15 protein-coding genes are annotated in these 14510 nt (G+C 54.8%); 8 read left to right on the top strand and 7 right to left on the bottom strand.

The window, feature by feature from the left end; all coding sequences use genetic code 11:
• Positions 1 to 37 precede the first annotated feature (37 nt).
• The 4 genes from rhmD to JTI98_RS11840 form a co-directional block, all read right to left on the bottom strand.
• Positions 38 to 1243, bottom strand: coding sequence for an L-rhamnonate dehydratase (gene rhmD / locus JTI98_RS11855; RefSeq protein ID WP_046401879.1), 1206 nt, complete (start codon positions 1241 to 1243; stop codon positions 38 to 40).
• 14 nt (positions 1244 to 1257) lie between these two features.
• Positions 1258 to 2040, bottom strand: a complete 783-nt coding sequence (locus JTI98_RS11850) for an IclR family transcriptional regulator (RefSeq protein WP_044258548.1) — start codon at positions 2038 to 2040, stop codon at positions 1258 to 1260.
• Between the two features lie 211 nt (positions 2041 to 2251).
• The gene (locus tag JTI98_RS11845; protein WP_216081285.1) at positions 2252 to 3448 is read right to left on the bottom strand and encodes a nicotinamide mononucleotide deamidase-related protein YfaY; all 1197 of its coding nucleotides are present in this window, start codon (positions 3446 to 3448) and stop codon (positions 2252 to 2254) included.
• Positions 3449 to 3562: 114 nt separating this feature from the next.
• Positions 3563 to 4105: a YfaZ family outer membrane protein gene (locus JTI98_RS11840; RefSeq protein ID WP_043000043.1), complete on the bottom strand. Its 543-nt coding sequence runs from the start codon at positions 4103 to 4105 to the stop codon at positions 3563 to 3565.
• Positions 4106 to 4416: 311 nt separating this feature from the next.
• Here JTI98_RS11840 and nudI point away from each other — a divergent pair, with 311 nt between their 5' ends.
• Positions 4417 to 4842 carry a nucleoside triphosphatase NudI gene (gene nudI / locus JTI98_RS11835; RefSeq protein WP_043000042.1) on the top strand — a complete coding sequence of 142 codons (426 nt, stop codon included), beginning with the start codon at positions 4417 to 4419 and terminating at the stop codon, positions 4840 to 4842.
• Positions 4843 to 4890: 48 nt separating this feature from the next.
• Here the strand turns inward: nudI and JTI98_RS11830 are convergent, their stop codons facing one another.
• A complete protein-coding gene (locus JTI98_RS11830) occupies positions 4891 to 5496 on the bottom strand; it encodes a histidine phosphatase family protein (RefSeq protein ID WP_043000041.1) in 606 nt (201 codons plus the stop codon).
• A 280-nt stretch (positions 5497 to 5776) separates the two neighbouring features.
• Between JTI98_RS11830 and arnB the strand changes: the two genes are divergently transcribed.
• The 7 genes from arnB to arnF are packed head-to-tail and all read left to right on the top strand — an operon-like array spanning position 5777 to position 13150.
• The gene (gene arnB, locus JTI98_RS11825; RefSeq protein ID WP_046401784.1) at positions 5777 to 6916 is read left to right on the top strand and encodes a UDP-4-amino-4-deoxy-L-arabinose aminotransferase; all 1140 of its coding nucleotides are present in this window, start codon (positions 5777 to 5779) and stop codon (positions 6914 to 6916) included.
• Between the two features lie 2 nt (positions 6917 to 6918).
• Positions 6919 to 7899, top strand: coding sequence for an undecaprenyl-phosphate 4-deoxy-4-formamido-L-arabinose transferase (gene arnC, locus JTI98_RS11820; RefSeq protein WP_044266219.1), 981 nt, complete (start codon positions 6919 to 6921; stop codon positions 7897 to 7899).
• Positions 7899 to 9881, top strand: a complete 1983-nt coding sequence (gene arnA / locus JTI98_RS11815; RefSeq protein WP_216081284.1) for a bifunctional UDP-4-amino-4-deoxy-L-arabinose formyltransferase/UDP-glucuronic acid oxidase ArnA — start codon at positions 7899 to 7901, stop codon at positions 9879 to 9881. The genes arnC and arnA overlap by 1 nt, the downstream gene beginning before the upstream one ends.
• Positions 9878 to 10780, top strand: coding sequence for a 4-deoxy-4-formamido-L-arabinose-phosphoundecaprenol deformylase (gene arnD / locus JTI98_RS11810; RefSeq protein WP_044326691.1), 903 nt, complete (start codon positions 9878 to 9880; stop codon positions 10778 to 10780). Before arnA ends, arnD begins: the two co-directional genes overlap by 4 nt.
• Entirely contained in the window at positions 10777 to 12432 is a 1656-nt protein-coding gene (gene arnT / locus JTI98_RS11805; protein ID WP_216081283.1) for a lipid IV(A) 4-amino-4-deoxy-L-arabinosyltransferase, read from the top strand. The genes arnD and arnT overlap by 4 nt, the downstream gene beginning before the upstream one ends.
• Positions 12429 to 12764: a 4-amino-4-deoxy-L-arabinose-phosphoundecaprenol flippase subunit ArnE gene (arnE, locus tag JTI98_RS11800; protein ID WP_058586865.1), complete on the top strand. Its 336-nt coding sequence runs from the start codon at positions 12429 to 12431 to the stop codon at positions 12762 to 12764. Before arnT ends, arnE begins: the two co-directional genes overlap by 4 nt.
• Entirely contained in the window at positions 12764 to 13150 is a 387-nt protein-coding gene (arnF, locus tag JTI98_RS11795) for a 4-amino-4-deoxy-L-arabinose-phosphoundecaprenol flippase subunit ArnF (RefSeq protein WP_058586866.1), read from the top strand. The genes arnE and arnF overlap by 1 nt, the downstream gene beginning before the upstream one ends.
• Before the next feature lie 3 nt (positions 13151 to 13153).
• Here the strand turns inward: arnF and pmrD are convergent, their stop codons facing one another.
• Together pmrD and menE are read right to left on the bottom strand one after the other, a co-directional pair.
• Entirely contained in the window at positions 13154 to 13417 is a 264-nt protein-coding gene (pmrD, locus tag JTI98_RS11790) for a signal transduction protein PmrD (protein ID WP_044258528.1), read from the bottom strand.
• Positions 13418 to 13515: 98 nt separating this feature from the next.
• On the bottom strand, positions 13516 to 14510 hold a 995-nt coding region (gene menE, locus JTI98_RS11785), incomplete at its 5' end, for an o-succinylbenzoate--CoA ligase (RefSeq protein WP_252869582.1).

Here is a 14510-nt window from a genome sequence, read left to right as displayed (position 1 = left end):
TGAGGGCGTTGCCGACGCTGCGGCAACGCACAGGTCATTAGTGGCTATAAGGCCGTTTCAGATTGCAGTCGCGGTTAAGCTCCACGCCGAATCCTGGTTTATCCAGCACGGACTTATGAATGCGGCCCTGTACCGGTACCGGTTCATCAAGCAGAATCGGGTCAAACTGCGGACGCATGGTTGAGCAGTCCGGGCTGGTCATCAGGAACTCACTGAACGGCGTATTGGTGAAGGTAATCACCGCATGATGTGAGTAGACCGACGAGCCGTGCGGCACCACCAGTTGTCCGCGCGATTTCGCAATCGCAGCAATCTCGACCAGCGTGGTCAGGCCGCCGCACCAGCCGACATCCGGCTGCATGATATCGATGCCGGTTTCCGCCAGCGTACGGAAGGACTGCAGCGTGCCGTGGTGTTCACCGCTGGTGACCATCATGCCTGCCGGCGCATTGCGTTTCAGTTCGCGATAGCCTTCATACTGCTGTGGCGGTAAACACTCTTCGATCCACTTCAGGTTAGATGGCGCGCAGGCGTGAGCCAGCTTCGTGGCGTAATTCACGTCCTGACTCATCCAGCAGTCCAGCATCAACCAGAAATCCGGGCCGCACTTCTCACGCATCTCCGCCACCATCGCGGCATCTTTGCGGATCCCCGCATCGCCGTCGTGTGGTCCCCAGTGCGTCGGCATTTTGCCGCCAATGAAGCCCATCTCTTTTGCCAGATCCGGACGAGCGCCCGTGGCGTAAAACTGAATTTCATCGCGCACCGCGCCGCCCAGCAGTTTGTAGACCGGCAGGCCGACCACCTTGCCAAAAAGATCCCACAGCGCCAAATCAACGCAGGAGATGGTGTTCATCACCAGACCGCCAGAGCCTGAGTAATACATGGTCGCACCGAGCATCTGATCGTGAATGAGTTTGATATCGCTGACGCATTTTCCTTCGATAAAGCGATTGAGGTGTTTTTCAACAATAAAGCACCCCATCTCCCCTGCCGTAGAGACCGCAAATCCCGTTTGTCCGTTTTCGGCTTCAACTTCGACAATCAACGTACCCAGCACGTTAATCCCAAAGGACTGGCGTGACTGTTCATATTCACGATATTTGCTCATCGGCGTGGCGATATGATCGTCAATCCAGTGATTCGCGCCCTGGTCATGATAATCACCGCCGCCAGCGCCTTTTTCTGCGGTAGCGCCACCGGTAAACCAGGCGCGGACATGTTTAATTTTGGGTAGGGTCATGATGTTCTCCATTATTATGATGCGAGTGAATCGAAGGGACTTTTCCATCCCAACAGACGTGAAATATCTTTCGCGCAGGCAATGGCTTTCCCGGCAAGATAATCACGATTCTCTTCGTTGATTTCTAAGCGAGTGCCAACCACCGAAATGGCGGCGGCGGGTTCGTTATTGGCATTAAATACAGGGGCAGCAACACAGCGTACATCCGGATAATCCTCTCCGTTGTCGAAGCTCCAGCCGCGCTGACGGATGCGTTCCAGTTCATCGCTAAGTTGCTGAGGTTGGGTGATCGTGGTGGGGGTCGTCTGCTCCCACACCAGCTGTTCAATAATGGCGTTACGCACGGCGGCGGGCTGCCAGGCCAACAGGCACTTACCAATACCAGAGCGATACAACGAAAGGCTTTTCCCTTCGTGAGAGCGCACGCTGATGGTCGAAGACGATTCCACCTTCAGGATGTAATACGCGCTTTCATGGTCAATGATCCCCAAATGGCAGAGCAGCCCCGTTTCATCCATCAGTTGCGTCAGGCGTGGTCGCGCCAGTTCACGCAGATCCATTTTGCTGAGCGCATGGCCGGAAAGTTCCACCAGTTTGGTCCACAGACAAAAATTCTCCTGGTGATCGACACTGATAAACCGCTGACGCTTCAGTTCACTCAACAGCAGGTACGCCGTGCTTTTGGGAATACCCAGCGTTTCGATAATCGTGGCGGCGCTACAGGGGCCAATCCGCGCAATCAGATTGAGAATATCGATGGCGCGGGTGAGCGCCGGGACTTTGCTTGATTCCAACATACTGGACTCCAGTCTGAGATACTGGAATCAGTGTGATCGGTCGCGCCAGGTAAATTTGTGAAGCGCGTCATGTCGCGCCTTTCTTCCAGCAGAATGGAGAAATTACGTGCAGGAATGTGAGGTGACGCACGGATTTTTTCGTGGGGAGTACAATGGGTTGGACAAAAAAGAATCAGCCCGAAAAACACAATGCCTTCGGGCGAGGTAAAGACTACAGCGTCAGGGATTCAACCACCTCAATCCAGCCGTGTTCGCTGGCAATATCCTGCTTGTTGAACCAGCGACGTAACATGTTTAGCGCCATCATCGCACAGACCTCCTGACGGACCAGCAGACTGTGACGGGTCACGCTGAAATGCACGCGCAGGGCAAACGTCCCGTCGGGGGTCGCCAGCGCAAAATTCAAGTGATCGTTTTCCAGCCCGGAGATCGCCAGCGCCAGTCCGGCGTAGTGGTTATCGCGCCGTTCTGTCGTCCAGTGCGCAGTCTGCGCTAGCGTCTCTTCCTGCGAAGGCACCACTTCACTGGCCAGCAGCGGCGCGCCCACGCGGGAGAGCTGCAGTGCCACCAACCCGCCGGTGAACTGCTCGCTCAGCGTCAGGCTGAGCTGCCTTTTCTGCAACTCGCGGGCGATTTGCAACGGAAGTCCCTCGGTACCTTCAAAAATCAGGCTTTGGCCGGCAACGCGTTTGACCTCCTGCCACAGACTGCGCATCGCTTCACGCTGGGCATACGGTCCGGTTAATTTCAGTTCGATAATCGGCATCGAAGAACGGTAACCCAGCGTCACCCCTTCCGGTAATGAAAGTGAGTCGAGGCTTTGCGCCAGATCGCTTTCCGAACGACCAAAGGTGGTCAGACGCAGGCACAGCGGCGGTTCGGTGAGAGAGAAGCGCTCGCGCAGACGCGGCAGGATCTCATGTTCTACCATCACCTTAAATTCTGACGGTACACCCGGCGTAAAGAACATCAGACAGCGATTAAGCTGTACCGCGAAACCACAGGCGGTGCCGACAGGATTATTGATGAATTCAGCGCTGGCGGGCAGTTCCGCCTGTTTGCGGTTGCTGGGCGCCATCACTCTGCCGCGCTCGCGGAAGAATCGTTCCATCTCGGCAAGCCAGGCTTCGTGCAGAACCAGCCCTTCCCCTTTCGCCATCGCCGCAGCAAGCGCGCTGAGATCGTCACTGGTCGGCCCCAGTCCACCGTTGACGATCAGTACGTCAGCATGCTGACTCCGCTCGCGCAGAATGGCGACCAGGCAATCGAGGTTATCGCCCACCGTATTGCGACGGGTTAAGGGCAATCCCTGATTAAAGAAAAAATCGGCCAGCCAGGCTGCATTCGTGTCGACGATTTGCCCGTGCAACACTTCATCCCCGGTGGATAACATCTCCACGTTTAACATCGTGTTCTCCTGCTTTTATGATGAAAACACTATAACGCAAAGGGGGAAGTGGCGTGGTAGAGAAATATCAGGAAGGTAACAAAAGTGGCGCGGCAGAAGACCGCGCCACCAAAATCAGAAGCTGGCATTGACCCCAACATACGGGCCGTCTGCAATGGCGTTATCACGATTGCCGTCTTTACCCGCCAGGTTGAGGTAGCGATAACCCGCTTCGATGCTGAGCGGACGCATGATCGTCAGACGCGCGCCGGCATTCGCCTCTTCATAGCTCTGGATCCCGCTGGATAACGAGTCCGGTGAGTAGTAGTACTCGCCGAACAGGCGGAAACTGTCGCCTATTGGCCACTGTAATCCACCACCAACCGCAGCAGCATAGCCTTCATCACTGTCGTTCGGGTTGGTATAGACCCCTTTGCCGCCCACCGTCGCCATCAGCGGACCGAGCGGTAGATTTAGCCCCAGCCCCAGACCCGCGACGTCGCCGTCGTCATCGCTATGCATCCAGTTACCGCTCAGCGCCAGTCCCGTGGACTCGGTGCCAAAGCCGACGCCAACGTTGGTATATTCTTTACCCGCCTGTCCGCTGATGCTCATTGCACTCGCAGAGGCGGAAACGAACAGCATTCCCGCTATGCCAAATAATACGCTTTTTTTCATTTTTACCCTTTCCAGCAAGCAAATACGTAAAGTTCCCCAAAGCCGCAGGATTGTACTGCCAGCGCTAAAGGAATCAATGAGCTAAAAAAGCGATCGTGCAGCATTTTGTAACTAAATAATACCGTTCAGAGGCAAGAAGAGTCTCGTTAACCCTCTTTACCGTCCTGAAAAGCGCCAGGATACTATTTTTTATTCATAGCAATTCATCAAAGTACATTTCTCATATGAATAGAAAATAAACATTTTCTCCCCTGTTGCCAGGGGATAAACTTTTCCCTGCTAACACTCCCTCTGCTTCAAGGAACATTACCGTGCGTCAAAGGACTATTGTTTGCCCCTTAATACAGAATGCTGGAAGTTATCTCCTGTGCCAGATGGCCGACGACCGGGGCGTTTTCCCGGGCCAATGGGCACTGTCTGGTGGTGGCGTTGAACCAGGGGAACGCATTGAAGAGGCCCTGCGCCGTGAGATTCGCGAAGAACTGGGTACTGAGTTGGTTCTGACTGATATCAAACCCTGGACCTTCAGCGATGATATCCGTACCAAAACCTACCCCGATGGCCGTCAGGAAGAGATTTATATGATTTACCTGATTTTCGACTGCATCGCTGCCAATCGTGAGGTACATATCAATGACGAGTTTCAGGCGTTTGCCTGGGTCAAGCCGGAAGATTTAGCGAAATACGATCTGAACGTTGCGACGGTGAAAACCTTAACACTGAAAGGGTTATTGTAATATTTGATGACAGCCATTACGGCTGTCATTCTTTATTCATAATAGGGGTTAGAGTGATACCAGTTTACCATCAAGGAATAATTTTCCCTTATCGACATGCATCACCAGGCCGTCCAGATAATCCGGGGTCAATTTTACACCCCGCATATTTTTTGCCAGATATGTCAAACAATGATTGTGGGTAAAAATTACCACATCTTTATTTTCCGACTTATTGGCTAAACGCTCAATGGCCTGATAAGTCCCCCGCCCACAGGCATGCATGCCTTTATCTACCGTCAGTTTTTTATCCGCAGAAAACCAGGTCGCTGACTGAATGGTGCGAACCGTATCGCTGGCATACAAATCGTAGTCTTTTATCTCTTTACCAAACGCGGCACCCAACGCACGGGCTTGCTTCGCGCCATGCTCGGTAATGCCGGTTTTATCCGACAGGCAGAGATTGTCTGACCTGTCGCAGCGCTCGGCATGACGAAACAACACCACCACCGGATGCTGTTTTGCCAGTACCGCCAGGGTACGGGAATCGATTCGCGGCAATCCGTTACTACTCCAGGCGAAATGGCTGCCCAGCCCTACCATTATCACCAGCGCCGATAACAGGATAACCGTATATTTTTTGGACTTAATGAAATATTGGGACACGATAAACACAGTAAACTCCACCCGTTACCGGCGAACAGAAATATCACTTTGCGGCGTACCGCTTAATCAAAGGCATGATCATTTAAGTGGGCAAAATGCCCGAAAACCCTGGCCAATGCAAATGCAATATAGAGAAAAAAGGATATATTTTCTTAACGTTAAGTTCTTAAGGTTAAATTAATATTCAGCCACTATTATTTGGCTCTAACTGGATAATCCTCATTTAGCCTCCTGTTTATGACTTAATAAATAAGAGGATCGCAGTATCCAAATGGCTTAAGGAAATATAATGTCTGATTTTCTGCCTTTCTCTCGCCCGGCGATAGGTACGGAAGAACTTGCCGCAATCAAAGCGGTTCTTGATTCCGGATGGATTACGACCGGCCCGAAAAATCAGCAACTGGAAGAGGCCTTCTGCCAGCTGACGGGAAACCACCACGCTATTGCCGTCAGCTCCGCCACGGCAGGTATGCATATCGCCCTCATGGCGCTGGGAATCGGTGCCGGTGATGAAGTCATCACCCCGTCAATGACCTGGGTTTCCACCCTGAACATGATTGTGCTATTGGGCGCCACCCCAGTGTTGGTGGATGTCGACCGCGACACGCTGATGGTCACCGCTGAGCACATTGAAGCTGCCATAACGCCGCGCACGAAAGCCATTATTCCCGTCCATTACGCCGGCGCACCGGCTGATCTGGATGCCATTTACGCCCTTGCGGAACGTCACGGCATTGCGGTTATCGAAGATGCCGCCCACGCGGTCGGGACTTATTATCAGGGTCGTCACGTCGGCGCACGAGGTACCGCGATTTTCTCCTTTCACGCCATCAAGAATGTCACCTGCGCAGAGGGAGGACTGATCGTCACCGATGATGAGCCACTCGCCCGGCAGTTACGCGCCCTGAAATTCCACGGACTCGGCGTGGATGCCTACGATCGCCAGACCTGGGGTCGCGCGCCTCAGGCCGAGGTAGTGACACCAGGTTACAAATACAATCTAACCGATATTAACGCAGCGATGGCGCTGGTTCAGTTAGACAAACTAGAGACACTAAACCGTCGCCGGGCAACTATCGCCCACGCGTACCAACAAGCGCTGGCCGATCTGCCGTTTCAACCGCTGAGCCTGCCGTCATGGCCCCACGTCCATGCATGGCATCTGTTTATTATTCGTACCGACGAAGAGCGCTGTGGCATCAGTCGTGACGCGCTGATGGAGGCGCTCAAAGCCCAGGGAATCGGGACCGGTTTGCATTTTCGCGCGGCGCACACGCAGAAATATTACCGCGAGCGCTTTAACACCCTGTCGCTCCCCCATACCGAATGGAACAGCGCACGTATCTGCTCGCTACCGCTGTTTCCTGATATGACCCCGGCGGATACCGCTCGTGTCATCACCGCACTTCGCCAGATTGCAGGTAAATAACCATGTTTGAAGCTCTTCCGATTACGAAAGTGTCGGTGGTGATCCCTGTCTATAACGAACAGGAAAGCCTGCCGGAACTGTTCAGGCGAACCACTGCGGCCTGCGAGAGTCTGGGAAAAGACTATGAAATCCTGTTGATTGATGACGGTAGCAGCGACCACTCTGCCCGGTTGTTGATCGACGCATCAGAAGCTGAAGGCAGCCACATCGTTTCGATTTTGCTCAATCGCAACTACGGGCAGCATTCCGCCATCATGGCGGGATTCAGTCACGTTACTGGCGACCTGATCATTACGCTCGATGCCGATCTGCAAAACCCGCCGGAAGAGATCCCGCGTCTGGTGGCAAAAGCCGATGAAGGGTATGACGTCGTTGGCACCGTACGCCAGAATCGTCAGGACAGTCTGTTCCGTAAAACCGCCTCGAAGATGATCAACCATCTGATTCAGCGCACCACGGGCAAAGCCATGGGCGACTACGGATGCATGCTTCGCGCCTATCGTCGGCACATTATCGATGCCATGTTGCATTGTCATGAGCGCAGCACATTTATCCCGATTCTGGCGAATATTTTTGCCCGGCGCGCCACGGAGATCCCCGTTCATCACGCGGAACGTGAATTTGGTGATTCCAAATACAGCTTTATGCGGCTGATTAACCTGATGTACGACCTGGTGACCTGCCTGACGACGACGCCTTTGCGCATGTTGAGCCTGCTCGGCAGCGTCATCGCCGTTACCGGATTTACTCTGTCGATACTCCTCGTCATTCTCCGCCTGACGCTGGGGCCACAATGGGCGGCTGAAGGAGTATTCATGCTGTTTGCCGTTCTGTTTACCTTTATCGGCGCGCAGTTCATCGGCATGGGATTACTCGGCGAATATATCGGTCGAATTTACAACGATGTTCGCGCCCGCCCCCGCTATTTCGTCCAGCAAGTTATTCGTCCGGAAAGCCCGCACTCTACAAAGGAAAATCAATAATGAAAGCCGTTGTCTTCGCGTATCACGATATGGGCTGTCTGGGCGTTCAGGCCGTGCTCGACGCCGGCTATGACATTGCCGCCATTTTTACACATGCGGATAATCCAGGAGAAAACACGTTTTTTGGCTCCGTTTCTCGCCTGGCCGCTGAGGCGGGGATCCCGGTCTACGCCCCGGATGACGTGAACCATCCAATCTGGGCTGAGCGTATCAGCCAACTCGCTCCTGACGTTATTTTCTCTTTCTATTACCGTCATCTGCTCAGCGATGCAATTCTGGAACAGGCTTCGGCAGGCGCATTCAACCTGCACGGTTCACTCCTGCCAAAGTATCGCGGTCGCGCCCCGTTGAACTGGGTGTTGGTGAATGGCGAAAGTGAAACCGGCGTGACGCTGCACCGCATGGTCAACCGCGCCGATGCAGGCGCCATTATCGGGCAACAGCGTGTCGCTATTTCGCCTGACGATACGGCCCTTACGCTACATCATAAGCTTTGCCAGACCGCCCGACAGGTGCTGGAACAGGCACTACCCGCTATCAAACGCAGAGAGACGCGTGACGTTTTGCAAAACGAGAGCGACGCAACGTACTTTGGTCGTCGCACGCCTGAAGACAGTTTCCTGACGTGGAACCGACCGGCAACGACGCTGCACAACATGGTGCGGGCGGTCGCGGCCCCCTGGCCGGGCGCGTTCAGCTATTCCGGCACGCAAAAATTCACCATCTGGTCATCCCGCGTCCACCCACAGCCCCAGACCGCGCAACCGGGTACCGTGATTTCCGTCGCGCCCCTGCTGATCGCCTGTTCCGAAGGCGCGCTGGAGGTAATGACCGGACAGGCGGGTAACGGCATCACCATGCAGGGTGCACAGTTAGCGCAGGTTCTCGGCCTGGTTGCGGGGTCTCGTTTAAACAGTCAGTCACTGGCCACCAGCAAGCGCCGTACCCGCGTGCTGATCCTCGGCGTGAATGGTTTTATTGGCAACCATCTTACCGAACGCCTGCTGCGCGAAGACCACTACGAAATCTATGGTCTGGATATCGGCAGCGATGCGATTGGTCGATTCCTCAACCATCCGCGTTTTCATTTTGTGGAAGGCGACATCAGCATTCATTCTGAATGGATCGAATATCACGTTAAGAAATGCGACGTGGTGCTGCCGCTGGTGGCCATTGCCACGCCAATTGAATATACCCGCAACCCGCTGCGCGTTTTTGAACTGGATTTTGAAGAAAACCTGAAAATCATTCGCTACTGCGTGAAATACCGTAAGCGGATCATTTTCCCATCAACTTCTGAAGTGTACGGGATGTGTACCGACAAAGTGTTTGATGAAGACAGCTCGAATCTGATTGTCGGGCCGGTCAATAAACCCCGCTGGATTTACTCGGTGTCCAAACAGCTTCTCGACCGTGTCATTTGGGCCTATGGCGAAAAAGACGGGCTCCGATTTACCCTCTTTCGCCCCTTCAACTGGATGGGGCCGAGACTCGACAGCCTCAATTCTGCGCGAATTGGCAGCTCACGCGCCATCACACAGTTGATCCTTAACCTGGTGGAAGGCTCACCGATTAAGCTTATCGAAGGCGGAAAACAGAAACGCTGCTTTACGGATATCCGCGACGGCATCGAAGCGCTGTACCGGATCATTGAAAATGCGGGGGGTCGCTGCGACGGTGAAATCATCAACATCGGCAACCCGGAAAACGAAGCCAGCATCAAGGAACTGGCGGAAATGCTGCTGGAGAGTTTCGACAAACATCCACTGCGCCATCATTTTCCACCGTTTGCCGGGTTACGGGTGGTTGAAAGCAGCAGCTATTATGGCAAAGGCTATCAGGATGTGGAGCACCGTAAGCCCAACATCCGTAATGCAAAACGTTGCCTGGACTGGGAGCCTACCATCGATATGCGCGAAACGGTTGACGAGACGCTGGATTTCTTCCTGCGCAGTGTAGATCTCACGGAACATTCATCATGACAAAAGTCGGCTTGCGTATTGATGTCGATACCTTCCGCGGCACCCGCGAAGGCGTGCCGCGCCTGTTAGCGTCATTGAGCCGATACCACATTCGGGCAAGTTTTTTCTTTAGCGTTGGGCCTGACAACATGGGGCGCCATCTCTGGCGCCTGATTAAACCGCAGTTTCTGTGGAAAATGCTGCGCTCAAACGCCGCGTCTCTTTACGGCTGGGATATTTTGCTGGCCGGTACCGCCTGGCCGGGAAAAGAAATCGGTCGCGCCAACGCGGAGATTATCCGTGAAGCGGCACGCCAGCATGAAACGGGGCTGCACGCCTGGGATCACCACGCCTGGCAGTCCCGGAGTCCTCAGTGGAGCGAACAGCAACTGATCGCCGATATTTCACATGGAATAGCCGCCCTTGAGGCCATCACCGGACAACCCGTGACCTGTTCAGCCGTCGCGGGCTGGCGCGCTGACCAGCGTGTGGTGCTCGCCAAAGAGACATTTCCTCTGCGTTACAACAGCGACTGCCGCGGCTGGGCGCCGTTCCGTCCGGTTCTCGGGGCTGATGCGTTCGCTACGCCACAAATTCCGGTCACGTTGCCCACGTGGGATGAAGCGGTGGGTCGTGAGGTTCAGGCAGAGGATTTCAACGACTGGATCCTCTCCCGAATACAGCGGGATACCGGTACGCCGGTGTATACCATTCATGCCGAAGTCGAAGGCGGTGCCTGGCACAGCCAGTTTGAGGAACTGCTCCAGCGTGCGGCCGATGCGGGCATCACCTTCTGCCCACTTGGCGATCTCCTGCCTGAGGATCGCAACACCTTGCCGCCGGGAGAGATTATTCGCGGTCACATCGCGGGAAGAGAAGGATGGTTAGGCTGCCAGCAAGCAATGAGTGTCATACGATGAAAAACACCCGTTATTATCAGATACTGGCCGCGCTAATCGCGTTCTGTTACATCATCCCCATCAACCTGCGTCTGTTGTGGCAACCTGATGAAACGCGCTATGCCGAGATCAGTCGCGAAATGCTGGCCTCCGGCGACTGGCTTGTTCCTCATTTTCTTGGCGTCCGTTACTTTGAAAAACCCATTGCCGGGTACTGGATCAACAGCATCGGGCAGGGGTTGTTTGGTGCGAACAATTTCGGCGTTCGCGCGGGCGCCATTTTTGCGACGTTGGTCACCGCCGTGCTGGTGGCATGGCTTGCCATGCGCCTATGGCGCGATACGCGTACCGCCCTGCTGTCGGCCATCATCTTCCTGTCGTTGTTTATTGTCTACGGGATTGGCACCTATGCGGTGCTCGATCCGCTGATTGCGCTCTGGCTAATGGCGGGACTGTGCTGCTTCTGGCAGGCGATGCAGGCCACCACCTGGCAAGGGAAAAGTGCAGGATTCCTGCTGCTGGGCGTCACCTGCGGGATGGGCGTGATGACCAAGGGTTTTCTGGCGCTTGCGGTACCGGTGCTCAGCGTTCTGCCGTGGGTCGCCGCGCAGAAACGCTGGAAAGATCTGTTCCTCTTTGGCGGATTAGCGGTCATCAGTTGTGTCGTCGTCATTCTGCCGTGGGGACTGGCAATTGCCCAACGTGAACCCGATTTCTGGCACTACTTTTTCTGGGTCGAACACATCCAGCGTTTCGCGATGGATGACGCCCAGCACAAAGCGCCGTTTTGGTACTATCTGCCGGTGCTGATCGCCGGAAGCCTGCCGTGGCTTGCGCTGCTTCCCGGAGCCTTAAAGACCGGCTGGCAGACGCGAGATGAATCGCGCAGCGCATTCTATCTGCTCGGTTGGATCGTAATGCCGCTGGCGTTTTTCAGCATCGCGAAAGGCAAATTACCGACCTATATTCTGTCCTGTTTCGCCCCGCTCGCCATACTGATGGCGAGATACGGATTGAACGCAGCGGAAAAGGGCTTTGCCGCGCTGCGCATCAACGGCTGGATCAATATTCTGTTCGGCGTCATCGGGATTATCGCTACGCTGGTTGTCTCGCCGTGGGGACCGCTGAAATCGCCGGTCTGGATGCACATTGAGGTGTATAAGGTTTTCTGCACGCTGGGGATGTTTGCTCTGTGGACTTTTTTCGGCTGGTATACGCTGACTAACACCGAAAAGAGCTGGATTTATGCCGCGCTGTGTCCCGTGGCGCTGGCGCTGTTGTTTGGTTTTTCTGTGCCCGATCGGGTCATGGAATCCAAACAGCCACAGTTTTTTGTCGAGATGACCCGGGAAAACCTGGCGCCAAGCCGCTACATTCTTACCGACAGCGTAGGCGTCGCCGCCGGGCTGGCCTGGAGCCTGAAGCGCGACGACATTTTAATGTATGGGCAAACCGGCGAGTTGAAATATGGCCTTAACTATCCCGATGCTAAAGGCCGGTTCATTCGCTACGGCGATTTTGCGGACTGGCTCAGCCAGCACCGTCAGGAGGGGATCATTACGCTCGTGCTCACTATCGCGAAGGATGAAGACATCAACCGCCTTGCCATTCCCCCTGCTGACAGTATCGATAATCAGGGGCGTCTGGTGCTGATTCAGTATCGTCCCAAATGATCTGGCTGGTATTAGTACTGGCCAGCCTGCTTAGCGTTGCAGGGCAGTTATGCCAGAAACAGGCGACGCTCCGCGTGCCGACCCGCGCGCGAAGACGCCATATTGCCCTGTGGCTGGGGCTGGCGCTCGCCTGCCTTGGCCTGGCGATGATCCTGTGGTTGTTGGTATTGCAGAACATTCCCGTGGGTATCGCTTACCCGATGCTCAGTCTCAACTTTGTCTGGGTCACATTGCTGGCATGGAAAATCTGGCGTGAACCGGTGGCGCTTCGTCACTGGCTGGGCATCGTCTTGATCATCAGCGGTATTTTTATTCTGGGGAGTGCGGCGTAATGGGATTACTCTGGGGACTGTGCAGCGTGATCATCACGTCCGTCGCGCAACTGGGCCTGAGCTTTGCGATGGCAAACCTGCCGCCGATGACACAGTGGCAGACGTTTATCCCGGTACTGTTCTCCCTTCATACCGGTACGTTCGTGCTATGCACCAGTTTAGTGGGCTATCTGCTGTCGGTTTTCTGCTGGCATAACGCGCTGCATCACCTCGCGCTGAGCAAGGCTTACGCGCTGCTCAGCCTGAGTTATGTGCTGGTGTGGGTGGCGTCGATAATCTTACCCGGCTGGCAGGGCACGTTTTCTCTGAAAGCGCTGCTGGGCGTACTGTGTATCATGGCCGGACTGATGTTCATTTTTCTGCCCGCACCGCGGAAAACGCGCTGACGTTTATTTGTTCCCCAACAACGTCTTCAGGCGCTCCCACTCGTCGCAGGTATAATTTCTGGCATCCAGAATCTTCACCGTCCGCCCGCTGTCACGGTTGACGGAATACAGCGCATCCTTCTGCGGAGAAAGGATATCACCGGCATTCACCACAATGTCAGACTGGACTTCAGCGATCATTTTCAGTGAACCGCCGGCATCACTTAACACTAATGCATGCTTCCCTGACCTTTTGTCATAGCACGACTTCTTCACCTGCCACTCCATTGCATACCTTTACGTATCGGGAACTTTTACATTACGTTACACAGTAGCAGATAAACAAAGTGGCAATGGGCATCAATTGGTAAAACTGCGAAGTGAAATTAATGTTTTCCTAATGTTTCATTCACCCAATCAACGACGGCACGCCGGGATATCTTGATCCCCCCATTTTTCAGTTCGGCAGGCAGAGAAAGCCAATGTACCGGCTGCTGGAAACGTGCCAGTTTGTCTTTCACCCATTCGTTAAGTTCTGTCTCTGCGACGTCTGTGTCACATTCCACCACCGCCACCGGTCGATGACCAAATTCGGCGTCCTCGATCGGCACGATAAACGCCTGCAGCACGTGAGGATGTGTAACAATGACCCGTTCCACCTCTTCGGGTTGTATCCCCTCTCCGCCGCTAAAAAAGAGATTATCCAGACGTCCGGCGATGGTCAGTTTTCCGCCATTCAGCACGCCGCGATCGCGTGTGGCAAACCAGCCTTCATCGTTAGCCAGCGAAACCAGTTTACCGTCTCGCCAGTAGCCTTCCGCCATACTGGCCGCCCGCAGCCAGACTTCATCATTTACGATTCTGACTTCTCGTCCCGGTAAAGGCATACCGACATCAGCCAGACCGTCCGCCTCTTTTGCACATACCGTTGAGGCAAATTCCGTCAGGCCGTATCCGCACCAGCAGCGAATACCCTGCGCGCGCGCCTGCTCGGTTAACGCCACCGGGATCGCCGCGCCACCCAGCAAAACGGCTTTCAGCGCCACCGGCGTCTGGTTCACCAGCAGTCGCCAGAGTTGCGTTGGCACCAGCGAAGCATGGGTGCATCCGGCCAGCATCTGTTCCAGCGGCTGTTTTTCCCGTACCGTCATCCGCGCCCCGGCCACTAACCAGCGCCACAGAATCCCCTGTCCGGAGACATGAAACAACGGCAGAGAGAGCAGCCAGTCGTCCTCTGTTGCCAGCGGCATCAGCGACAGCACACCGTCAGCACTGGCAATATGCGCCTGACAGGTATGAACTGCCGCTTTCGGTAGACCGGTCGAACCGGAGGTCAGCGTCATGGAACACAGACGCTGCGGCTGCCAGTCGACGGCATGCA

The organism is Citrobacter sp. MGH 55 (assembly GCF_016906145.1).
Classification (GTDB): domain Bacteria; phylum Pseudomonadota; class Gammaproteobacteria; order Enterobacterales; family Enterobacteriaceae; genus Citrobacter_A; species Citrobacter_A amalonaticus.
Note: the sequence above shows the minus strand (reverse complement) of the source record. Positions and strands in the feature narration are given on the sequence as shown.

Coding starts and splice junctions, on each gene's coding strand:
- JTI98_RS11850 (WP_044258548.1), bottom strand. CDS start 2,040: ATGTTGGAATCAAGCAAAGTCCCGGCGCTCACCCGCGCCATCGATATT.
- arnB (WP_046401784.1), top strand. CDS start 5,777: ATGTCTGATTTTCTGCCTTTCTCTCGCCCGGCGATAGGTACGGAAGAA.
- arnA (WP_216081284.1), top strand. CDS start 7,899: ATGAAAGCCGTTGTCTTCGCGTATCACGATATGGGCTGTCTGGGCGTT.
- JTI98_RS11845 (WP_216081285.1), bottom strand. CDS start 3,448: ATGTTAAACGTGGAGATGTTATCCACCGGGGATGAAGTGTTGCACGGG.
- JTI98_RS11840 (WP_043000043.1), bottom strand. CDS start 4,105: ATGAAAAAAAGCGTATTATTTGGCATAGCGGGAATGCTGTTCGTTTCC.
- arnF (WP_058586866.1), top strand. CDS start 12,764: ATGGGATTACTCTGGGGACTGTGCAGCGTGATCATCACGTCCGTCGCG.
- pmrD (WP_044258528.1), bottom strand. CDS start 13,417: ATGGAGTGGCAGGTGAAGAAGTCGTGCTATGACAAAAGGTCAGGGAAG.
- arnC (WP_044266219.1), top strand. CDS start 6,919: ATGTTTGAAGCTCTTCCGATTACGAAAGTGTCGGTGGTGATCCCTGTC.
- arnT (WP_216081283.1), top strand. CDS start 10,777: ATGAAAAACACCCGTTATTATCAGATACTGGCCGCGCTAATCGCGTTC.
- rhmD (WP_046401879.1), bottom strand. CDS start 1,243: ATGACCCTACCCAAAATTAAACATGTCCGCGCCTGGTTTACCGGTGGC.
- arnE (WP_058586865.1), top strand. CDS start 12,429: ATGATCTGGCTGGTATTAGTACTGGCCAGCCTGCTTAGCGTTGCAGGG.
- arnD (WP_044326691.1), top strand. CDS start 9,878: ATGACAAAAGTCGGCTTGCGTATTGATGTCGATACCTTCCGCGGCACC.